Source organism: Sphingopyxis sp. LK2115 (assembly GCF_014595975.1).
Lineage (GTDB): Bacteria > Pseudomonadota > Alphaproteobacteria > Sphingomonadales > Sphingomonadaceae > Sphingopyxis.
In genome coordinates this window covers 52,990-74,688 of the sequence record NZ_JABWGQ010000023.1, presented here as the reverse complement: position 1 = coordinate 74,688, position 21,699 = coordinate 52,990, and the positions used below count along the sequence as shown (strand labels likewise).

Here is a 21,699-nt window from a genome sequence, read left to right as displayed (position 1 = left end):
CCTCGAGGGATCGCACCGCCTAGCTCTGCAATTACAGATCCGGACCCTAATCTGCGGGCAGGCATTTGCTGTGGGGACCGCAGATGTCCGGGTGCATCAACTCCTTAATAATTTGGGGGTATCGCTCGGCAGGGGAGAACAGCCGGAATGGAACTTGGTCGGGTCGTAAAGCGACAAATAGGCTGGCCAGAAGAATTCGGACAGCCGGAGAATATCGGACATTTAACGTCGAACGCCTCGAGCGATCCCGATATCGGTGTCTGGCGGATGGACCTGGCCAAAGGAGTGATCCGCTGCGACGAGCAGGCTGCGGCCATGCTGGGCGTGGCGCCGTCGGTAGCGCTGCCGGTCGGCCTGCCTCAGGTTGCCGATCTCTGTGCTGGCGTCCGCGCGACCGTGGAAATACTCCCGGCCGCCGATGCCGCTCAACAGTCCAGCCATGTCGAGATCGTCCGGCCCGGCAGGGTGCTGCAGGCCTTCGTGCTGGGCAGGGTCGACGAAGGGCAGGGCCTGGCGAGCGGGATCGTGCTCGACGTCACGGCCGGGCGGCAACCGTGGCCACGGCCCATCGAACACCAACACCACCTCGAGGCGATCGTCAACAACCTGCCCGGCATCTGCTATAGATGCAGTCTCGAGCCGCCCTGGCGGCTGACCTTCGTCAACGCCGAGGTGGAAACCATCACCGGCTTCCCCCCGCGCGAGTTCCTCGAAGGCAAGGACTGGGAAAGCCTGATCGATCCCGAGGATCGCGCCATGGTGCGCGCCGAGGTAGCCGAAGCCGTAGCCCAGCGCCGGCGCTTCGATATCCGCTATCGCATCCTCGATCGGCAGGGCCGGGTTCGCTGGGTTTACGAGCGCGGCGTGCCGCTATGCGACAACCGGAGTGAGCCGAGCGAGATCGAGGGCTTCATCTTCGACATTTCCGAAACGATCCTGATGCGCGAGGCCTTGGCCGAGGCGGAGGAACGCTATCGCCTGGTCTGCCAGGCGACGATGGACATCATCTACGAACACGATCTGAGCCGACGTCGGATCGTCTGCCATGGCGAATTCGGCGGTGTGCTAGGCTATGAGGCGGGCCAGCTCACAACCGACAGCGCATGGTGGATGGAGCAGATCCACCCCGACGATGCCCCCCGCGTAGTGGACGAGATGGCCAGACTCCTGGCCGGTGATAGCAACCACTATGTCAGCGAGCATCGCTTCCGTCGGGCCGACGGCAGCTATGCCGAGGTGCTGGTGACCGCCATCTTAATGCGCGACGGTGTCGGCAAGGCTCACCGGATGATCGGTGCGCTCCAGGATCTGTCCGCCCGCAAGGCCATGCACAAGGCGCTGACTGAAAGCGAGGCACTCAACCGCTCGATCGTCGCCTCGAGTCACGATTGCATCAAGCTTCTCGATCTGGAAGGCCGGCTGCTGTTCATCAACGAAATCGGTCGACAGGCGCTTGGTGCTTCTCATGCCGAAGTGCTTCTCCGCCGACCGCTCACATCATTCTGGCCTGCCTCCAGGCGCGGCACGATCCGACGAGCGATCAAGCGCGCGGCAGCAGGCAGGACAGGCCGGTTTTCCGGATGGTGTCCGACGCTCACCGGCGCGGAGCGAGCCTGGGATGTGATCGTCTCGCCCATCCCGGGACCGGACGGAAGGCCAGTGAAGCTGCTCGCCATTTCCCGCGACATGACCCAGCATCTGGAAAGCGAGCGGCGCCTGCAAGAGGCGGCCACCGTCGATGCTCTGACCGGGCTTCCCAACCGCCGCCAGTTCATCGAGACGCTCGACGCCTGGATCATCCGGAACGCCCAACAGAACACTGCCATCGGCCTGATGATCCTTGATCTCGACGGGTTCAAGCAGATCAATGATACCTTCGGACACGACGCCGGCGATGCCCTCTTGTTCGAGGTAGCAAGGCGGCTTGGGACGTTCGTTTGCGACAATGTGTTCTGCGCCCGTCTGGCAGGCGACGAATTTGCCCTGATAATTGGCGGCCTGGCCGACGGAACCGATCTACTGCCCATGGCCAACCGCATTCTGGAAGACCTGCGGCAGCCTTTCTCCCATGCCCATCGCCTGCTTGACGGCAAGGCGACCATGGGTCTGGCGGCATGGCCGGCTGACGGCCTGACCTCGGCTGACCTGCTCAAGGCAGCCGACATGGCACTCTATGCCGCCAAGCGTCAGCATCCCGGCACGGCGGTGCGGTTCGTGCCCGAACATCGCGCTGAAATGCGCTCGCGCGCCGCGATGGTCCGCCGCGCGCGCGAAGCGATCACGCGCTCGGCGATCACGCCCCATTATCAACCCATCGTCTGCGTCAACGATGGCCGCATTGCCGGTCATGAAGCGCTATTGCGCCTCAGTCGGCCAGGTTCCCGTTCATGCCTACAGCCGTCAGCCATCATGGCCGCCTTCGAGGACCCCGAACTGGCGACCGCGCTCAGCCGCGCCATGCTGGAGTCGATTGTGCGCGACATGGCAGCCTGGCTAGATGCGGGCATCGACTTCGGTTCGGTCTCCCTCAATGCGACCGCGGCAGATCTTGGCAATCCGTATTTTGCCGAGACCCTGCTCGGATCGCTGGCCACCTCGGGTATCCCAAGCAGGCTGCTCAAGCTCGAGGTCACCGAAACGGTCTTTCTCGGACGTGGCGCTGAAAGCGCGCGACGCTCGATCGATCGGCTCTGCGCGGAAGGGATGCAGGTCGTTCTCGACGATTTCGGCACCGGCCATGCCTCGCTTGTCCACCTGCGTGAGCTGCCCATACAGGGGCTGAAGATCGACCGCAGCTTCATCGCCAGCCTTCACGCCGATCCCCGTGATCAGGCCGTGGTGGACACTCTGATCCGGCTCGGGAGGAAACTCAATCTCGAAGTGGTGGCCGAGGGAGTGGAAAACCGCATCCAGGCCCGGCAACTGCGCTCGATGGGCTGCCAGTTGATGCAGGGCTTCCTCTACTCGCCCGCTGTGCCGGCTGACAGGGTCGGTCGACAACTTAACGGTCGCTGATGCTGCTGAACAGCACGAAATAGGCGAACTGCTTGCTCGCACCGCCGGTTGTGAAACAACCCGACAAGCAGAAAAGGGCAGCAAAGGTTCGGCTGCCCCAAACCGCGAAACCCTCAGAAAACCGTCACTTTTCGAGACCGAACCTTTTCAGCAGGGGTTCGGGTGAAAAGAGACAAAATCCGATCAGAGACCGAATTTACCGGTTCCGGCAGTCTCCAAGGTTCGGTCGCCACCGGCAAAATGGCGCGGAAGCTGGGGATTTTCTGGCCCCGTGAGGTCCATCCCATTGATTCGCATTGAGATGTTGGCGGAGCGGGAGGGATTCGAACCCTCGATACGCTTTTGACGTATACTCACTTTCCAGGCGAGCGCCTTCGACCACTCGGCCACCGCTCCGCATCATGCACCCGGTCGTTTCGTGCAAAGCACGGAGCGTGAATCGGATGCCGAACCAATTCGCACTGGAAGGCGCGCCCTAGTCGGTTGACGGGGCTTTCGCAAGCGGGTTGGCCGTGGCAGACAGGACGCATGACCCATCGCCTGCTTGCCGCCGTCGCGGCCTTCGCCCTGGCCCTTCCTGTCGCTGCAAAGGACGCGCCGGCTGCGGCGCCATCGCCCGGCGAAATCGTCGATGCGGCGCCCGCGGCCGACTGGGTCGCGATTCCGGCGTCCGACCTGCTGGTGATGGATCTGGCACCGGACGTCGCGGGCAAGGCGCGCCGCATCGTCATCCAGCTGATGCCCGCGCCGTTCAGCCAGGGTTGGATCGGCAATATCCGCAAGCTTGCCGCCGCCCGCTGGTGGGACGGGACGAGCATCAACCGGGTGCAGGACAATTATGTCGTCCAATGGGGCGATGCGACCGAGAAGAAGGCGTTGCCCGACGGGTTGGTGACGGTGCCGGAGAGTGAATATCTTTCGCAGCGACAGCGCGGTCGAACCACTTGGTTACCGTCTGCCAATGGTGCATATGCGCCGCATCACGGCGTTCTGGCGGGGTGGCCCGTTGCGTGGACTGCCGATGCAATGTGGCCGGTCCATTGCTATGCCATGGTCGGCGTGGGCCGCAACCTGTCGCCCGATACCGGCAGCGGCGCGGAACTTTACACCGTCATCGGCCACGCCCCGCGCCACCTTGACCGCAATATCGCCCTCGTCGGCCGCGTGATCAGCGGGATCGAGCATCTGTCGAGCCTGCCGCGCGGCACGGGCGGGCTGGGCTTTTATGAAACGCAAGCCGAGCGCGTCCCGATCGTCTCGATCCGCCTCGCCACCCAATTGCCGCAGGCCGATCAGCCGCGTTTCGAGTATCTGTCCACCGAGAGCGGCAGCTTTGCGAAATATGCCGACGCCCGCGCCAACCGCCGCGATCCCTTTTTCATCACGCCTGCGGGCGGCGCCGACATCTGCAACATCCCGGTCCCGGTGCGCGCGGTTCGAGCGAAGTAAGGCCGCTTGGAATCCTTCACCGTCACGACGCCGCTGTGGCGCTGGCAATCGGCGACGGCGCCGGCCGCCTGGTTCTTTGTGACCATCACGGGCGAGGCGGCCGACGGCATCCGGCTGGCGGCGATCGGCGGACAATGGCTCGACGGGCGGCGCGGGTTCGGATCGGCCAGGGTGCGCGCGACGATCGGCGATACAAGCTGGACCACTTCGGTCTTTCCGCATCGGGAAAGCGGCGGATGGCTGTTGCCGGTCAAGGCCGCGGTGCGCAAGGCCGAGGGGCTGGCCGAAGGCGATGACGTGACGGTGAGCGTCAGTCTTTAGGCGGCGTTTCGCGCTTTGCCTCGCGAGCCTGTGCCTTGCGTTTGCGCAGATTTTCCCGAAGCGCCTCCGCCAAACGGCGTTCGCGTTCGGGATCGGCGGGGGAGGGCGTCTTGCTCACGGATGCGGCCATGCCCGCGAAATCATCCAGTCGTCAAGCCTCGCACCTTGACAGGTGAAGGACGCCCCGCCATAGGCCGCGCCTGCCCCGTGCGCATCGCTTTGCACGACGGCCCGGTTGCTGCTGTAGCTCAGTGGTAGAGCGCGTCATTGGTAATGACGAGGTCGACAGTTCAATCCTGTCCAGCAGCACCATTTCCCCTGGATCGCGATAGACGGAGCGTCAGATTCTGGCGGCGAGCAGCCAGTCGTGAAACAGCTTGACCGCCGGCTGGCGCAGCGCGCGCGGGCGGCAGACGAACCAGTAGCTGTAGGGACTGTCGACGTCATAGTCGAACAGGCGCACGAGGCGCGGGTCGTGTGCGTCGTCGAAATGATGGCCATGCATGAAGGCGATGCCGATACCCTGGGCCGCGGCCTCGAGCATCAGAGGCCCCGAATCGAAATAATCGATCCCCGCGGGTTCGAGATAGGGCATGCCGATCGCCTTTTTCCATTCGGTGAAGGTTTCGGGCATTTCGCGGTGCAACAACACAGTCATGCGTTGCAATTGTTCGGGCACGGTGATTGGCCGGTCGCCGTCGGTCAGCGTCCGCGCGGCAATCGGGAACACCCTGTCCTGGTCGAGCCGCGCCGCGTAGAGCGCCGGGTCGATCGAGCGGGCGAGCGCGATGGCGGCGTCGATGCCGTCGCCCAGCCGCGCCTCGGCATGCGACATGGTGTCGATGTCGATATGCAGTTCGGGATGCTGGCGCCTGAGTTCGGGCAGGCGCGGGAACAGCCGCTGCTGCGCGAACAGCGGCAGGACGTTGAGGTGCAGGCGTAGCAACGCATCGGGACTGCCCGCCTGGGCGATGACCGCGCGCAGCTCGTCGAGAATCGGCGAAAGCTGTCCCTGAAGCGTGCGCCCCGTCTCGGTCAGGCTGAGCCCATGATGGTGGCGGTTGAACAGCGGGCGCCCGATGGCATGTTCGAGCGTCTGGATCCGCCGCGACAGCGCGGGCATCGACAGGCCCAGCTCGATCGCGGCCGCCTTGACCGTGCCGTGACGGGCAACCTCCAGAAAGGCTTCCATGCTGCTGAGGGGAGGAAGGCGGGGCATAACGACCGCGGTTGATGACACGGGCGCGCGGGACATGCCATAGTTTTGTGCGCTGCGGCATGAATCGCCGCGCGCCGGGGGGTCGCAAATCGGGAACCGACCTCCTATCTTCGGCATTCTGACCATTTTGCGGGAGACACGCTTTGGCCGATGCAGCGGTAAAAGAAAAACAGGTCAAATTGCAGGTTGCGAACGCCCGCGCCGAGGAAAGCGGCGGCGGGATCGCGCGCATTCCGCGCGCGGCGATGGCCGCGCTGGGCGTCAGCGAAGGCGACATCGTGCAGATCAGCGGCAAGCGCGACACCGCATCGCGCGTCGTCGCCCCCTATCCCGAGGACGAGGGCCTGAACGTCATCCGCCTCGATGGGCTTCAGCGGGCCAACGCCGGAGCGGGCGCGGGTGATGTGGTGGTTCTGAGCCGCGTCGAAACGCGCGCGGCAACACGGGTCGTCTTTGCGCCCGCGCAGGAGAATCTGCGGCTGCAAGGCTCGGCGAACGCGCTGAAGCGCAGTTTTTTCGGTCGTCCGCTCGTCGCGGGCGACACGGTGGCAACCGCAGGGCAGCAGCGCTTGTCGGCGGGCGACATGCCGCCACAGCTGCGCCAGATGCTCAATGCGCCGGCTTATGCGCTGGCCGAAGTGCGGCTGCTCGTCGTGTCGGCGAGTCCCAAGGGCGTCGTCACGATCGACGAGAATACCGAGGTCGAACTGCTCCCCGAATATCAGGAGCCGCAAGACGCGCGCCGCACCGACGTTACCTATGACGACCTTGGCGGCCTTGGCGAGACGATCGACCAGTTGCGCGAGATGGTCGAACTGCCGCTGCGTTATCCTGAGCTGTTCCGCCGCCTCGGCGTCGATCCGCCGCGCGGCGTACTGCTGCACGGCCCGCCGGGAACGGGCAAGACGCGGCTTGCGCGCGCGGTCGCGAACGAAAGCGAGGCGCAATTCTTCCTGATCAACGGGCCGGAGATCATGGGCAGCGCCTATGGCGAGTCCGAAAAGCGGCTGCGCGATATTTTCGAGCAGGCGGCCAAGGCCGCGCCGTCGATCCTGTTCATCGACGAGATCGATTCGATCGCGCCGAAACGTGGACAGGTGCAGGGCGAGGCTGAAAAGCGCCTCGTTGCGCAATTGCTCACGCTGATGGACGGGCTGGAGCCGCGGACCAATCTGGTCGTCATCGCGGCGACGAACCGCCCCGACGCGATCGACGAAGCGCTGCGACGGCCCGGCCGTTTTGACCGCGAGATTGTGATCGGCGTCCCCGACGAAAAGGGACGGCGCGAGATACTGGGGATTCACACGCGCGGGATGCCGCTGGGCGAGGATGTCGACCTTGACGAACTGGCGCGCACCACCTTTGGTTTTGTCGGCGCCGACATGGCCGCGCTGACGCGCGAGGCGGCGATCGAGGCGGTGCGGCGAATCATGCCCAAGCTGAACCTGGAGGACGGGACGATCCCGCCCGAGGTGCTCGACGAACTCAGCGTGCTGCGCGCCGACTTCAACAACGCGCTGAAACGTGTTCAGCCATCGGCGATGCGCGAGGTGATGGTGCAGGCGCCCAAGACGCGCTGGACCGACATCGGCGGGCTCGACGCGGCGCGCGACAAGATGATCGAGGGCATCGAATTGCCGCTGAAGCACCCCGAAGCCTTCCGGCGGCTGGGCATCCGCCCGGCCAAGGGTTTCCTGCTCTATGGCCCGCCGGGCACCGGCAAGACCCTGCTTGCGAAGGCGGCGGCGCGCGAATCGGACGCCAATTTCATCGCAATCAAATCGTCGGACCTGCTGTCCAAATGGTATGGCGAAAGCGAGCAGCAGATCGCGCGGCTGTTCGCGCGGGCGCGCGCGGTCGCGCCGACGATCATCTTCATCGACGAACTCGACAGCCTGGTTCCCGCGCGCGGCAGCGGGACGTCGGGCGAGCCGCAGGTGACCGAGCGCGTCGTCAACACGATCCTGGCTGAAATGGACGGGATCGAAGAGATGCAGTCGGTCGTCGTGATCGGCGCGACCAACCGCCCGAACCTGATCGATCCCGCGTTGCTGCGCCCCGGACGCCTCGACGAACTGATCTATGTGTCGGTGCCCGATGCGGGCGGCCGCAAACGGATATTGGAAATCCACACGGCAAAGATGCCGCTGGCGGAGGATGTCGACCTCGACGCGCTGGCAGCACGCGCGGACCGGTTCACCGGCGCCGACCTGGAGGATCTGGTGCGTCGCGCGGGACTGGCCGCGCTCAAGCGGTCGATGACGAGCGAGGTCGTGACGATGGCGGATTTCGAAAGCGCGCTCAAGGATACTCGCGCGTCGGTCACCGAGGCGATGGAGCGCGACTATGAAAAGATCCAGGGCGAGATCAAGCAGAAGGCGATGAGCGTCGACCCCATCGGCTTTTTCGCGCCAGGAATGCTGAAGCCCGTCCGCGACCGGAAGCATGAGGAGCCGCGGGACTAGAGGTTGACGGCGCTGATCCCCTTTGCATCAGCGATGACCGACGGATGGCGGAGCAGGATGGGCAACGACTCAAGCCGTCGAAGGGCGCAGCGCCGACCAGCCCCAGAGCACGAGCCAGCCGCAGAGGCTCGCCATCAGGGCATAGGCCACGATGGGGTGCCAGTTATAGACGAGCACGCCGATCGCGGGGGAGACGATATAGGCCGATCCGTTGATCGAAGCGGTCATCCCCGCGATCCCGCCCTGGTCGCGGCGCGGCACGGCGAGCGATGCCCCGGCGGTGAACCCCGGACGGAACAGCCCGAAGCCGAGCGAGGCGAGCGCGAAGCCGATGATGATGCCGTGAAAATCGTATGAAAGACCGGTGAGCAGCGTCCCCGCGCCGCCGAGCGCGGCGCCGCCGAGCACCGCGGTGCGCGGCGACATTTTGAGCAGCGGGATCAGCCCCCATTGCGAGAGCAAGGTTGCAAAGGCGCCTGCCATCAGCACAATTCCGGTCATCGCCGCGCCCTCGTCGGGATGCATCCGCAGGTTGAGCCGGTCGAGGATCAGAAAGCCGATCACGCCGAGCACCATCGCCTGCGCCTGCCCGCCGAGGAAGCCCGCCACCAGCCAGGGCCGGACGCGCCTGTCGGTCCAGCGCAGCGGCTCGGACAGCGGCGTGCCTCCGTCGGGGGATTGGGCTTCGTCGACTCCTTCCTCGTCCGTGGCGGCTTGCGATGCGGCGCCGGTGGTCGGATAGGACATGATCGAGCCGCGCGCGGCAAAGCGCGGGACGTCGTTGGGAAGGCGCCAGCGCAGCGCGATGAGCACGGCGAGCCCGATGAGCGCAAAAACGAGCAGCGGCCCCGCGAGACCGACGACCGGAAGGATGAAGAAGGGCGCGACCGCGGGGCCGATCACCGTGCCGAGGCCAAAGGAGGATGAGACGAGCGAAAGCGCCTGCGTGCGCTGTTCGGGGTCGGTGCGCGCGGCGACATAGGCCTGTACCGCGGGCGGCGCGGCGGAGCCCAGCCCGCCGTAGAGACTGCGGAACAGCGCAAAGAGGATGAAGGTCATGCCCGCCGCGAGCCAGCCCTGAAGCCCCGACCACAGGACGAGCCCGCAGAGCGCCATGGACGACAGGAAACCGATCACGCCCAGCGCCATCAGCGCCTTGCGCCCGCGCCGGTCCGACTGGCGCGCCCAGTGCGGCGCGGTGAGCACCCAGAGCAGGGCCGACCAGCTGAACGCCAGGCTGACCCACACGTCGGGGATGTGCAATTTGGCACCGATCGCGGGCAGGATCGACTGCATAGCGGTGTTGCCCGCCGCCGCGACCAGCATCACCGCAAACAGCACCGCCATGCGGTCGGGGGGAATGGAATGCGATGCCGTCGCCATGTCCGCCCCCTGGTTTTCCGGTCGATAGTGCCGCTTCTCCCTACACGCCAAAGCCCCGCTGTCCAGAGTCAAGACAGACTCTTTCCTTGCGCGACGCCCCTGATTTTGCCACGCAATCGACCGACCCAACAACGCGAAAGCCATTATGACCAATCCGCGGGCGCAGGCCCAACAAACCAAAGCCCCGCTGGTCCGCCGACTGCGCGAGGGGATGAAGCGCTTTTTCGGGCCGTGGGGCATGTTCGTGCGCGGGTTCATCAAGCATCCGGTGATGGTCGGATCGATCGTGCCGTCGTCGCCGACGCTGATCGGCCACATGCTGAAACCCGTCGACTGGAAGAATACCAGATTGTTCGTCGAATATGGCCCCGGCGTCGGCACCTTCTGCCGACCGGTGCTCGAACGGATGGCGGGCGACGCGACCTTGATCGCGATCGACACGAACGAGGATTTCATCGATTATTTGCGGAAGGATATCCGCGACAGCCGCTTTATCGCGGTTCATGGCTCCGCCGCGGACGTCGAGGCAATCGTTCGCGCGCACGGGTTCGATCATGCCGATTATGTGCTGTCGGGCCTGCCTTTTTCGACGCTGCCCGCCGGGGTCGGCCCGGCGATCGCCGCGGCGACTCACCGCATTTTGCGCCCCGGCGGCGCCTTCCTCGTCTATCAGTTCCGCGCCCGCGCGCGCGATTTCCTTGCCGCGCATTTCGCGCGCATCGACCAGGCGTTCGAGTGGGTCAATGTCCCGCCCTGCTTCCTCTTCTGGGGGTGGAAGGATTAAACGTCGGGGTCAGGATCGCCGAGGCCGAAGTTGAGTTTGCGCGACACGGTGTAATCGGCGACGCCGACGACGAACCAGGCGAGCGTCCAGCGCAGCCGCGTCCACCAGCCTGCGCGCCCTTTGTGCGCTTCGGCCGTAATAAGCTCGCAATCGGGCCGGAGATCCGCGACGAAGTGCCGCATCTGCGCCGCAAAGCCCGCATCGGCGATCCGCACCATCAGCTCGACATTGACGAACAGGCTGCGCACGTCGAAATTGGCCGAGCCGATATAGACGACGTCGTCGACGACGATCAGCTTCATGTGCAGCTTGCACGGCCGATATTCCCAGACTTCGGCCCCCTTGCGGAGCAGATAGCCATAAAGCAGGCGCGACGCGCCGATGGTTGCGCCATTGTCGGACTTGCCCGCCATGACAAGGCGCGCGCGGCCCCGCTGCGCGACGCGGCCGAGGCGGCGAAGCAGGCCTTGTCCTGGCGAGAAATAGGCCATCGCCATGTCGAGCTGGCGCGCGCCGTCGAGGTCGGCGCGCACCGCGCGCGCCCATGGGGACAGACGCTGTGTCGGCCCGCCGACGAGCCAGGATACCGGGCCGCCATTGACCGGCCATTCGCGGATCAGGCGGCGCAGAATCAGGAGCTTGCCGTCGTGATGGACGGTATAATCGTGGATTTCGGCGAACCAGTCGACCGCGCGCGCGACGCTTGGTCCCTCAATCACCATGCCGATATCGAACCAGCAATCGCTACGCGGCGGGCTCAGATAATCGTCGGCGATGTTGAAGCCGCCGGTGATGGCGATGGCGTCGTCGATCAGGATCAGCTTCTGGTGATTGCGGATGAGATAGGTCGAGCGCCAGCGGCGCGAGAAGAAGGTTGCGCTGCCGCCCGCTTCGCGCAGCGGCGCGAACATGGCGTCGGGGGTGTCGCCCGACCCGAAGCTGTCGATCAGTGCACGCACGCGCACCCCCCGGCGTGCGGCGGCGGTCAGGGCACGCAGCACATGCAGGCCGGCCGCGTCGCTTTCGAAAATATACATGATCAGGTCGATACTGCGTGCGGCGCCGTCGATCAGCGCGATCAGCCGCGCCAGCCGTTCGCCGCCATCGAGGATCAGTTCGATCCGGTGCTCCGCGACCTCTGCCGTCAGCCCTTGCATCGGATCGGCGGTGGGGCAGGGGGCGGTCATGCCCGTTCATAGGCCGGCATCGTCACGTGCCGCAAGGGCGGCGCGTTCGTTGACAGGCGAAGCCGAGCCTGCTAGCGCGCAGCGCTTGCCGCCATGCCCCATACAGGGCTGGCCTCTCCCGTTTAAGGAAATATCATGGCCCGCGTTACCGTCGAGGATTGCGTCGACAAAGTTCCCAACCGTTTCGACCTGGTCCTGCTCTCCGCGCATCGCGCCCGCGAAATTTCGGGCGGCTCGGAGCTGACCGTCGACCGCGACCGCGACAAGAATCCCGTCGTCGCGCTGCGCGAAATCGCCGAGCAGACGATCCGTCCGAAGGATTTGCAGGAAGCGCTCGTCGGGTCGATGCAGAAGGTCGTCATTGACGACGACGATACGCCCGATGAAATCAGCTCGATCAGCCGCTCGGCCGAAGCGCTGCGCCTGACCGCAGCGGCGCCGCCGCGCAGCCCCGCCGGCGGCGGCGGCGACTTCGAATAAATCGAAGCGAATGGATCGCCAACGGGGCCGCAGGAAACTGCGGCCCTTTTGCTATGGCATGGCGGTGAGGTTGGCGACGCGGATCGCCCCTGTCTCGATCAGCGGATTCAGGATCGTCCGTATGCGGCGGGCGCGTGGCGATTTGACAGCGATGTTGAACAGGCTGTTGGCGATGACATCGGCGATCTGGACGCCTTCGCTTCGCCGACTGTCGGCGAGCGAGGCGCGGCCCCACTGGCCGAGCCCCGCCTGGATCTCGGCGCGGACACGGCCCAGGATATCGGGATCGTAGCGTCCGTCGTCGATCACGACATCGGTGCAGACGCCGCCCGTTTCGGGCAGCCAGCGGCCGATCGCGAGGTCGAGCAGCGCGGCATAGAGATCGAGGTCGCTCGGCAGCCTGCCGCCGGAGCTCTGCGCAAGCCGGTCGCGTTCGGCCACCGCGACCCATGCGCGGCCGCCCGCGCGGTCGAAGAGTTCGAGCAACCAGGCGCGTTCGACAAGGCTGATGCGGCTGCCTTTGAGCTCGCCGCGCAGCCCGGTGACGCTGCGAAAGCGCGCGTGGATGTCGGCGGCGGCCTCGGGCGTCAGCATCACCGCGGAAAAGGTCATCGCGCCGGCGTTGAGTCCGCCCGATTCGTCGCAATAAATCGTCATCGCGCGCCTGCTGCCGGACCCCGCGTCGCCGCCGGGGCGGGCCGGGTCGGTGCCGACAGGGCCTTGGACGCTAAACCTGACCGCATGATCGCTCCTTTATCCGTTGTTGCGGCATCCCTGGCGGATCAGGCGGGGCAGGGATAGCGTTTCTTCATCAGCGCGTCGAATGCGGTGTAGATGCTGACCCGCCCGCGCACGCCTGCCGGATAGCTGCGCAGATGCGCCAGCCATTGTTCAGGAGAGAGGCTGCCCGACTCGGGCGGACAGCTGGTCGTCCTCCGGCCGGCACGGCGCTCGGCGTCGATGCGCGCCTTGTAGCGCTTGCCCGCCGCGATCACCTCATTCCTGAGCTCAAGGCCCTGCGGCGTCGCAAGCGCCAGCGGTCCCAGCCGTTCGAGCGGTCCTGCACGCGCCAGAAAGGCGGCGACGCTCATGTCGCCCGGCGCCATGGCGCACAGCAGAGGCGCGCAAAGGCCGAGGAGCAGGATTCGCACATGAAGGGTCATGTGCCGAAACGGGGCCCCGCCCATCACATCGAACCCGACAGGCGTAAAAGCTAGGCGCCCTGCGGGTTGGCGTCGCCAAAGGGACGCGGCTTGCGCTTGATCTGCGGCAGGCCGCCGGCATGGCCCTTGACGGGTGTGCCGCGCTTGTCGGCGTCGTCCTCGCGGCCGATGTCCTCGCCCTTGATCGCGCGCTTCGCTTCCTCGCCCGAAAGCGTTTCATATTCGAGCAGCGCGGCGGCAAGCAGGTGCAGCTCGTCGATATGTTCGGTGAGCACCTTGCGCGCGACGGCTTCGCCCTCTTCGACAAGGCGGCGGACTTCGGCGTCGATCAGCTTGGCGGTTTCTTCCGACATATTCTGCGCGCGCGAGACGCTGTGACCGAGGAACACCTCGTCCTGATTGTCGCGGTAGCGCAGCCAGCCCAGCTTTTCGGACATGCCATATTCCATGACCATCGCGCGCGCCATGTCGGTCGCCTGCTGAATGTCGTTCGACGCGCCCGTGTTGAGCTCGTCTTCGCCATAGATGAGCTGTTCGGCGATGCGACCGCCAAAGCAGAGCGCGAGACGCGCCTTCATCTGCTTCATATTCTGCGAATAACGGTCGCGTTCGGGCAGGTTCCACGTCACGCCCAGCGCGCGGCCGCGGGGAATGATCGTGACCTTGTGAAGCGGGTCATTGCCCTCGACGTGCAGCGAAACCAGCGCGTGACCGGCCTCGTGATAGGCGGTTGCCTTCTTCTCGTCCTCGGTCATCACCATCGACCGGCGCTCGGCGCCCATCATGACCTTGTCCTTGGCTTCCTCAAACTCGTCCGACGCGATCAGGCGCTTGCCCTTGCGCGCGGCGAGCAGCGCCGCCTCGTTGCACAGATTGGCAAGATCGGCGCCCGAAAAGCCCGGCGTTCCGCGCGCGATGCGGCGCAGGTCGACGTCGGGCGCCAGCGGCTTCTTGCGCGTGTGAACCTCCAGTATCTTCTGGCGGCCTTCGATATCGGGACGCGGCACGACGACCTGACGGTCGAAGCGACCGGGGCGCAGCAGCGCGGGGTCGAGCACGTCGGGGCGGTTGGTCGCCGCGACGATGATGATGCCTTCGTTCGCCTCGAACCCGTCCATTTCGACAAGGAGCTGGTTCAGCGTCTGTTCGCGCTCGTCATTGCCGTTGCCAAGGCCCGCCCCGCGATGGCGCCCGACCGCGTCGATTTCGTCGATGAAGACGATGCACGGCGCGTTGCGCTTGGCTTGCTCGAACATGTCGCGGACGCGGCTCGCGCCGACGCCGACGAACATTTCGACGAAATCCGACCCCGAAATGGTGAAGAAGGGAACGCCTGCCTCGCCCGCGATGGCGCGGGCGAGCAAGGTCTTGCCCGTGCCGGGCGAACCGACGAGCAAGGCGCCCTTCGGAATCTGGCCGCCGAGCTTGGAAAATTTGCTGGGGTCTTTCAGGAACTCTACGATTTCCTCAAGCTCTTCGCGCGCTTCGTCGATGCCCGCGACATCGTCAAAGGTCACGCGGCCCTGTTTTTCGGTGAGCATCTTGGCGCGCGACTTGCCAAAACCCATCGCGCCCGATCCGTTATTTTTCTGCACCTGGCGAAAGACGAAAAAGGCGATGCCGAGGATGAGCAGGAAAGGCAGCGACTGGACGAGCATATACATCCAGAAGTTGGGGGTTTCGGCCGGCTGTCCGTCATATTTGACGCCATTGTCGTTGAGCATCTTGAGCAGGTCGGGGTCGCGCACGACATTGGCGGTGAAGCGGTCGCCGTTCGCCAGCGTACCGGTCACCTTGTCTTCGGACAGGATCACTTCCTTGACGCCGCCTTCCTCGACCTTCTGGCGGAACTCCGAATAGGCGAGCGGGTTGCCGACCGGTTGTGCGGCACCGCCGAACATCGAGGCGACGAGGAGCATGGCCAGCAGGATGCCGCTCCAGATCATCACGCTCTTCATCCAGGGGTTGCCCTGTGGTTCCTTGTCGTCCTGCATTCGGATTCTTTCCTCAACGGCGCAAGCGGTGCGCTTCTGTCCGAACAAGATAGGATGTTCGGGTTAAATGACAATGAGGCAATCAGGTCTTTTTCGGAGCCATCGCCCCGGTTTTCCGGCGCGGCGCCGCGGAAATGCGCCAGATCGTCCCATCGGGCCCGCGCACAGCATCGATCAGCAGTGCGCCGACCATCGCGCGCCGCCCGGCGCGCATCGCGGCGATCACCCCGTCGAGCGCGGCGCCGCGCAGCACCAGTTGCGGCGCATTGGCGCGCAGCCGCTGCGCGACGACGCGGCGGAACAGTTCGGGCGGATAGGCGTCGTCGCGGATCACCGCAATGTCCGAAGCGTCGGGCCAGCCCGCGATCAGTCGTTCAACCGCCCAATCGAGCGCCTCGTCGGCTTCGGCAAGACAGGCGGCCGATTTCGCCGCCGCAACGGGATCCAGCACGGTCTGTGAACGCAGCGCATGGCGCAGCCGTGCGCGATCGAAGCGGTCGTCGCTGTTCGAGGGATCGTCGATGAAGGGCAGATCATTGTCGAGCGCGACTTCGACCAGTTCGCTGCGCCGCCAGCCAAGAAGCGGTCGCAGAACCGCGCCATTGGTCGCGCGGATTGCGGCAAGCCCGCCGACTCCGCTCGCGCGATTGAGCCGCATGACGATCGTTTCCAGCTGGTCGTCGGCGTGATGCGCCGTGGCGATATGGTCGAGCGCATGGGCTTCGCGCCATTGTTCGAGCAGGCGATAGCGTTCGTTGCGCGCTGCTGCCTGCAACGATCCGCGGATCGGGGTGGGCGGTTTCAGCGTCGAATGCGGAATATGTTCGCGCGCGCAGAAGGCGGCGACCATGCGCGCTTCGTCGTCGGACCCGTTGCGCAGGCCGTGATCGACCGTCGCCGCCCAGACCTGGCCGGGCAGCAGCGACACCATCATCCAGAGCAGCGCCATGCTGTCGGGTCCGCCCGACACCGCGACGCCATAATGAAGCCGATGCCAGTCGGCGCCGAGCAGCGCGGCGAGGTCGCCGGCAAGGCGCCCCGCGACATCGCGCTCAGCAGCCTGCTTTTGCTTTTGCGGCGGCAGCATCGGTGCGAACATCCTGCGGCGCCTTGTCGCCATAGACTTCGTCAAGCTCGCGGAACGCCTTGCAGGCGTCGGCCTTGCGGCCGAGCCGGTCGAGCGCCACGCCCATGTACATCAGGCTGTGCGGCGCGCGCGGCCCGCTGGGGCGGTCCTTGTAATTATTGTAGAAAGCGACCGCCGCAAGGCTGGGCTTGCCTTCGTCGAGATAGGCACGGCCGAGGAGATTCTGCGCAAAGCTTGCATAGCTGCTTTGCGGCCATTTGGCGACGACGCTTTTCAATTGCGCCTGCGCCTCGGGGTAAAGTTTGGCGTCCCACAGGCGATAGCCATAGTCATAGGCGTCCTTGGTCTCGTTACCGGTCGCCGGAACCTCGACCGCCTTGACGAGCGCAAGCCGGGCGGCGTCGGGCCCGGCGGGCTTGGCCGCGGGTTTGCTGACCGGCCTGGTGGCCAGCGTCGCGGTCGCCGTAGCCGCGGCGGGCGCCTTGATCGTGGGCGCAAGGCTGGCGGGGGTTGCCGTGTCTTCGGCAGCCGCCGGGTCGGCGAAACGCTTGTCCATCTCCGCCTTATAGGCGGCGACCTTCTTTTCCAGCTCGCGCAGCTGGAAGGCATTTTGCTCGGTCTGCGCCGTCAAGGCCTGTAACTGGCTCTCCAGCGCGTCGACGCGCGCGGTCAGGTCGATCACCGGGGCGTTGGCGCGTGCGCGCTCGCCCGGCGTGTTGTCGGGTGCGATCTCGCCTTCGAAAAAGGTCGGGCTGCCACCGGGGAAGACGGTGCGCTGGACCGCCCGCATTTCCTTTTCGAGCCGCTCGACGCGCTTGCCGAGCGCCGCGTCCTGGGCCGCGGCCGACACTGGCGCGACCAGCGCGATCGCCGCCGTCCCCAGGATAGAGATCTGACGCATCCTCATCTGCTTTTCGGTCCCCATTCGTTAACCAGTTTTCCCGTCCATAACGCGCGAAGCCGCGCCAGCGCAAACCCATTTAGGTGCGCTGTCGCGGCGACCGGCCCGGCCGACCGGTCGATCAGCCCTGCGGGCGGGTCGGCGCGGTGTTGCCCGCTGCGCCGGTTCCCCCGGCGCGCGCGATCAGGTCGGCGGGTTTCAGCGAGATATTCTTGACCAGCGTGTCGGCGGGGCCGACGGGGCCAACGTCGCGGCCGCCGACCGTGACTTTCAGCGCTTGCGGTATGCTGGTGCGCAGCGTGAACTGCTCGATATAGGCGGGTGGGACTTCATAGGTTTCGCCGGGGTCGAGCGTGCGCCAGTTTTCGGTCTTGCCCTCGGCGTCATCGAAGCCGATCCAGACTTCGGAGAGGCCGGTCAGCACGACGGGCGCATTCGCTGCAACCTCGGCGGACGAGCCGCCGACCTTAGCCGCGGGCGTCGTGCTCGCTGCGCTTTCGGGGGCTTCGGATGCTTCGGCGTCGCGGTTCTGCGCGGCGATGAGCGCCTCGTCGGGTTCGACCGACAGGAAACGCCAGACGCCATAGGCCGACGCGAGCAGCAGCGTGACGATCACAAGCGTCCAGGTCAGCCGCGCGGTCGGCAGGCGCGCGGGATCGGTCGGCTCATAGGCTTCGTAAAGCGGCCGCGCGCCATATTCATCCTCTTCGAGTTCCTGGCGGATCGCGGCGCCGATTTCTGCCTCTGGCAGGTCGACCGCGCGGGCATAGGCGCGCGCGAAGCCGGTGACATAGGTGCGGCCGGGAAGCTCCGAAAATTCGCTTCTTTCGATTGCCGCCAGATGGCGCTGGGTGATGCGTGTGCGCGTCGCCACGTCGGCCAGCGACAATCCCGCGGCCTCGCGCGCCAGCCGAAGCCGATCGCCTGTGCGCGTGATCGCCAGCTCGCCCTGCTGCGGGGCGACGTCCTCGTCCGTCATTGCTGTCTCCGTGCCGGCCGTTTGACCCAGATCGGCCGTGTCGTCCGTTCATCGCATTGCGGGCGCGCGAAAGTCAAATGGAGTTCGGTAAATGGACGGAGGAAAAGATGCCGGTTTGGGTTTGTTGATGAGGGGCCTGGATTGTTGGTGCGGGGCGTGGGCGATGGTTTGGAAGCCACCAGACCATTACGCGCCTTCGCCATCCCGGATCAGGTCCGGGATGACGATGAGCGAGGCCGCGATCGGCCAAACCCCGCCTTCATGTGCTAAAGCACATATTTGCTGAGGTCGGTGTCGCCGACGACATCGGCAAGCTGCCTGTCGACATAGGCAGCGTCGATGTCGAGCGTGGTGCCGGATGCGTCTTCGGCGGTGAAGCTGATCTCCTCGACCAGCCGCTCCATGATCGTCTGAAGGCGGCGCGCGCCGATATTCTCGACCTTTTCGTTGACCTCCGCCGCAAGTTTCGCGACGCGCGCGATCGCGTCGTCGGTGAAGTTCAGCGTCACGCCCTCGGTGCCGAGCAGCGCCGCATATTGTTCGGGAAGGCCCGCCTTCGTCTCTTTCAGGATGCGGACGAAATCGGCTTCGGTGAGCGCGCTGAGTTCGACGCGGATCGGCAGACGGCCTTGCAATTCGGGGAGCAGGTCGCTGGGCTTGGCGACGTGGAAGGCGCCGCTGGCGATGAAAAGGATATGGTCGGTCTTCATCGGCCCATATTTGGTCGCGACCGTCGTGCCCTCGATCAGTGGCAAGAGGTCGCGCTGCACCCCCTCGCGGCTGACCGAGCCGCCGCGTACATCGCTGACCGCGATCTTGTCGATTTCGTCGAGAAAGACGATGCCGTTCGCCTCGGCATCGGCGAGCGCGACGCGCGCGACATCATCCTGGTCGAGCCTTTTGTCCTGCTCTTCCTCGATCAGCCGCGTCGCGGCGTCGATCACCTTCATCTTGCGGCGCTTCCTGGGCAGGCCGGCCATGGCCTTGCCAAGCATGTCGGACAGGTTGATCATGCTCATCTGCCCCGGCTGGCCGGGCAGTTCAAAGTTCAGGCCGGGCGCTTCGGCGACCTCGATTTCGACTTCGCTGTCGTCGAGATGGCCTTCGCGGATACGCTGGCGAAAGCTCTGGCGCGTCGCCTCGCTTGCGCCCTTGCCCGTGAGCGCGTCGAGCAGCCGTTCCATCGCGGCCTCTTCGGCGGCGGCGCGCACCGCATCGCGGCGGCGGTCCTTTTCCAGCCGTACGGCTTCCTCGACTAGGTCGCGCGCAATCTGTTCGACGTCGCGGCCGACATAGCCGACCTCGGTGAACTTGGTCGCCTCGACCTTGATGAAAGGCGCGTCGGCAAGCTTGGCGAGGCGGCGCGATATCTCGGTCTTGCCGCAGCCGGTGGGACCGATCATCAGGATATTCTTCGGCGTCACCTCGTCGCGCAGCTCGGCGGGCAGCTGCTGGCGGCGCCAGCGATTGCGCAGCGCCACCGCGACCGCGCGCTTCGCCGCATCCTGACCGATGATATGCGTGTCCAGTGCGGCGACAATCGCCTTTGGGGTCAAATCTTTGTTCATGGGAATTATGCCCGGATGTCGATGGTTTCGAGCGTGAACTGGTCGTTGGTGTAAACGCAGATTTCGGCGGCGACGGCCATCGCCTTTTTCGCCAGCACTTCGGGGTCTTTTTCATAATCGGCGAGCGCGCGCGCCGCGGACAGCGCGAAATTGCCGCCCGAACCGATCGCCGCGATGCCGCCCATGGGTTCGAGCACGTCGCCGTTGCCGGTGATGACCAGCGTGACATCCTTGTCGGCGACAATCATCATCGCTTCCAGGTTGCGCAGATATTTGTCGGTGCGCCAGTCCTTCGCCAGCTCGACCGCCGCACGGAGCAATTGGCCGTTGTGGCGTTCGAGCTTGGCCTCGAGCCGCTCGAACAGGGTAAAGGCGTCGGCGGTCGCGCCCGCGAAGCCGCCGATCACGCTGCCGTCGTGCAGGCGGCGGACCTTGCGGGCGTTGGGCTTCATCACCGTCTGGCCCATCGACACCTGGCCATCGCCGATGACGACGACCTTGCCGTCGTTGCGGGCCGAAAGAATGGTGGTTCCGTGCCAGGGCGCGGCACTTTGCGCGTGGGGGTGGGTCATGCCGCGCGATATGGGCGATGGCGGCGGGGGGTGCAAGGGGAGGGGCGTGCGCTCAGCGCAGCGGCGGCTTGGCGAGCGCCTCGACGATCGCCTTGACCTCCTGCGCGCGTTCGCGCGGAATGACAAGGACGTCATCGCCATGCGCGACGACCACCAGGTCCGAAACGCCGACGACGGCAACCCGCTTGCCATTGCCCGCGCGCAGATAATTGTCGTTTGCGTCCAGTGCGATAACGTCGCCAATGCGGACATTGCCCGCCGCGTCCTTGTCCCCCAGCGCGTGGAGCGCGGCCCAGCCGCCGACGTCGGACCAGCCGGGATCGACGGGAACGACGACGACATGGCTGGCGCCCTCCATCACCGCATAGTCGATCGAGTCCGATGGGCTGGCAAGAAAGGCCTCGGCACCCGGATGGAGCTTTGCACCGTCGGCCTGCGCAGCGTTCATCGCCGCGGTGCAGGCGGACGCCATGGCGGGCTGCTGCCGTTCCAGTTCGGCCAGAAAGCGGTCGGCGCGCATCAGGAAGATGCCGGCGTTCCAGTAATGGCCGCCTTGGGACAGCATCGCCTCGGCGCGCTCGCGGGGCGGCTTTTCGACGAAACGTTGCACCAGGTGGACGCCCGGCGCGCCCGTCACCGGCGCGCCCGCCGCGATATAGCCATAGCCGGTTTCGGGATGCGACGGTGCGATGCCGAAGGTCGCGAGCGCGCCGCCGCCGACCGCGGGACGCGCGGCTTCGACCGCCGCGAGGAAGGCCGGCACGTCGGTCATCACATGATCGGCGGGCATGACAAGGATCGTCGCGGCGGGATCATCGGCCAGCGCGGTCAGCGCGGCGAGGGCAATCGCCGGAGCGGTGTTGCGCGCGGCGGGCTCGACGATGATCCGCGCGTCGTCGATGCGCGCCGTCGCCAGATCGGCCTCGACATGCGCGACGTGCGCCGGGCCGCACACGACCAGCGGCGCGGCGAAGCGGGTCCGATCGCTTGCGCGCTCCAGGGTTTGCAAAAACATGCTGGCGCTACCCGTCAAGCGCTGGAATTGTTTGGGCGCTTCGCCGGTCGATACGGGCCAGAGGCGCGTGCCGGAGCCGCCGGAGAGGATGACGGGGACGATGATGTTCATAAAAGA

Annotated in this window: 18 protein-coding genes and 2 tRNA genes; 7 read left to right on the top strand and 13 right to left on the bottom strand. The window is 65.7% G+C overall.

Annotated features, from left to right (window positions below; all coding sequences use genetic code 11):
• The first annotated feature begins 147 nt into the window (after positions 1-147).
• Positions 148-3,015 (top strand): EAL domain-containing protein, encoded by a 2,868-nt coding sequence (locus HUW43_RS04005; protein WP_223181265.1) that lies wholly within the window; start codon positions 148-150, stop codon positions 3,013-3,015.
• Between the two features lie 305 nt (positions 3,016-3,320).
• On the opposite strand, the gene HUW43_RS04000 is transcribed toward HUW43_RS04005, so the two are convergent.
• Positions 3,321-3,411: transfer RNA gene (locus HUW43_RS04000), tRNA-Ser, on the bottom strand.
• 132 nt (positions 3,412-3,543) lie between these two features.
• Here HUW43_RS04000 and HUW43_RS03995 point away from each other — a divergent pair.
• The 3 genes from HUW43_RS03995 (at position 3,544) to HUW43_RS03985 (ending at position 5,097) form a co-directional block, all read left to right on the top strand.
• On the top strand, positions 3,544-4,464 hold the full coding sequence (locus HUW43_RS03995; RefSeq protein ID WP_188236195.1) for a peptidylprolyl isomerase: 921 nt from the start codon (positions 3,544-3,546) through the stop codon (positions 4,462-4,464).
• A gap of 6 nt (positions 4,465-4,470) precedes the next feature.
• Positions 4,471-4,785 (top strand): DUF1905 domain-containing protein, encoded by a 315-nt coding sequence (locus HUW43_RS03990; RefSeq protein ID WP_188236194.1) that lies wholly within the window; start codon positions 4,471-4,473, stop codon positions 4,783-4,785.
• A gap of 237 nt (positions 4,786-5,022) precedes the next feature.
• Positions 5,023-5,097, top strand: a tRNA-Thr gene (locus tag HUW43_RS03985).
• Between the two features lie 28 nt (positions 5,098-5,125).
• On the opposite strand, the gene HUW43_RS03980 is transcribed toward HUW43_RS03985, so the two are convergent.
• A complete protein-coding gene (locus HUW43_RS03980; protein WP_188236193.1) occupies positions 5,126-6,004 on the bottom strand; it encodes a LysR substrate-binding domain-containing protein in 879 nt (292 codons plus the stop codon).
• A gap of 143 nt (positions 6,005-6,147) precedes the next feature.
• Here HUW43_RS03980 and HUW43_RS03975 point away from each other — a divergent pair, with 143 nt between their 5' ends.
• Positions 6,148-8,469, top strand: a complete 2,322-nt coding sequence (locus tag HUW43_RS03975; protein ID WP_188236192.1) for a CDC48 family AAA ATPase — start codon at positions 6,148-6,150, stop codon at positions 8,467-8,469.
• 69 nt (positions 8,470-8,538) lie between these two features.
• On the opposite strand, the gene HUW43_RS03970 is transcribed toward HUW43_RS03975, so the two are convergent.
• Entirely contained in the window at positions 8,539-9,852 is a 1,314-nt protein-coding gene (locus tag HUW43_RS03970; protein WP_188236191.1) for an MFS transporter, read from the bottom strand.
• Positions 9,853-9,997: 145 nt separating this feature from the next.
• Between HUW43_RS03970 and HUW43_RS03965 the strand changes: the two genes are divergently transcribed.
• Complete coding sequence (locus HUW43_RS03965; RefSeq protein WP_188236190.1) at positions 9,998-10,636, top strand: class I SAM-dependent methyltransferase; 639 nt, start codon at positions 9,998-10,000, stop codon at positions 10,634-10,636.
• Here HUW43_RS03965 and HUW43_RS03960 read toward each other — a convergent pair.
• The gene (locus HUW43_RS03960) at positions 10,633-11,823 is read right to left on the bottom strand and encodes a phospholipase D-like domain-containing protein (RefSeq protein ID WP_188236189.1); all 1,191 of its coding nucleotides are present in this window, start codon (positions 11,821-11,823) and stop codon (positions 10,633-10,635) included. The two genes, HUW43_RS03965 and HUW43_RS03960, sit on opposite strands and share 4 nt — an antisense overlap.
• A 135-nt stretch (positions 11,824-11,958) precedes the next feature.
• Between HUW43_RS03960 and rpoZ the strand changes: the two genes are divergently transcribed.
• Positions 11,959-12,303 carry a DNA-directed RNA polymerase subunit omega gene (gene rpoZ / locus HUW43_RS03955; RefSeq protein WP_188236188.1) on the top strand — a complete coding sequence of 115 codons (345 nt, stop codon included), beginning with the start codon at positions 11,959-11,961 and terminating at the stop codon, positions 12,301-12,303.
• 51 nt (positions 12,304-12,354) lie between these two features.
• Here the strand turns inward: rpoZ and HUW43_RS03950 are convergent, their stop codons facing one another.
• The 9 genes from HUW43_RS03950 to HUW43_RS03910 form a co-directional block, all read right to left on the bottom strand.
• Positions 12,355-12,960 (bottom strand): DUF3800 domain-containing protein, encoded by a 606-nt coding sequence (locus HUW43_RS03950; RefSeq protein WP_188236187.1) that lies wholly within the window; start codon positions 12,958-12,960, stop codon positions 12,355-12,357.
• Between the two features lie 125 nt (positions 12,961-13,085).
• Positions 13,086-13,454 carry a hypothetical protein gene (locus HUW43_RS03945; protein WP_317450814.1) on the bottom strand — a complete coding sequence of 123 codons (369 nt, stop codon included), beginning with the start codon at positions 13,452-13,454 and terminating at the stop codon, positions 13,086-13,088.
• 62 nt (positions 13,455-13,516) lie between these two features.
• Positions 13,517-15,460: an ATP-dependent zinc metalloprotease FtsH gene (gene ftsH / locus HUW43_RS03940; protein ID WP_188236185.1), complete on the bottom strand. Its 1,944-nt coding sequence runs from the start codon at positions 15,458-15,460 to the stop codon at positions 13,517-13,519.
• Between the two features lie 82 nt (positions 15,461-15,542).
• Complete coding sequence (tilS, locus tag HUW43_RS03935; protein WP_188236184.1) at positions 15,543-16,559, bottom strand: tRNA lysidine(34) synthetase TilS; 1,017 nt, start codon at positions 16,557-16,559, stop codon at positions 15,543-15,545.
• Entirely contained in the window at positions 16,513-17,454 is a 942-nt protein-coding gene (locus tag HUW43_RS03930) for a tetratricopeptide repeat protein (RefSeq protein ID WP_188236183.1), read from the bottom strand. The genes tilS and HUW43_RS03930 overlap by 47 nt, the downstream gene beginning before the upstream one ends.
• A 115-nt stretch (positions 17,455-17,569) precedes the next feature.
• Positions 17,570-18,427, bottom strand: a complete 858-nt coding sequence (locus HUW43_RS03925; RefSeq protein ID WP_188236182.1) for a helix-turn-helix domain-containing protein — start codon at positions 18,425-18,427, stop codon at positions 17,570-17,572.
• Between the two features lie 266 nt (positions 18,428-18,693).
• Positions 18,694-19,995 (bottom strand): ATP-dependent protease ATPase subunit HslU, encoded by a 1,302-nt coding sequence (gene hslU, locus HUW43_RS03920; RefSeq protein ID WP_188236181.1) that lies wholly within the window; start codon positions 19,993-19,995, stop codon positions 18,694-18,696.
• A gap of 5 nt (positions 19,996-20,000) precedes the next feature.
• Entirely contained in the window at positions 20,001-20,567 is a 567-nt protein-coding gene (gene hslV / locus HUW43_RS03915; protein WP_188236180.1) for an ATP-dependent protease subunit HslV, read from the bottom strand.
• A 52-nt stretch (positions 20,568-20,619) separates the two neighbouring features.
• Positions 20,620-21,693, bottom strand: a complete 1,074-nt coding sequence (locus tag HUW43_RS03910; RefSeq protein WP_188236179.1) for a mannose-1-phosphate guanylyltransferase/mannose-6-phosphate isomerase — start codon at positions 21,691-21,693, stop codon at positions 20,620-20,622.
• Between the last annotated feature and the right edge of the window lie 6 nt (positions 21,694-21,699).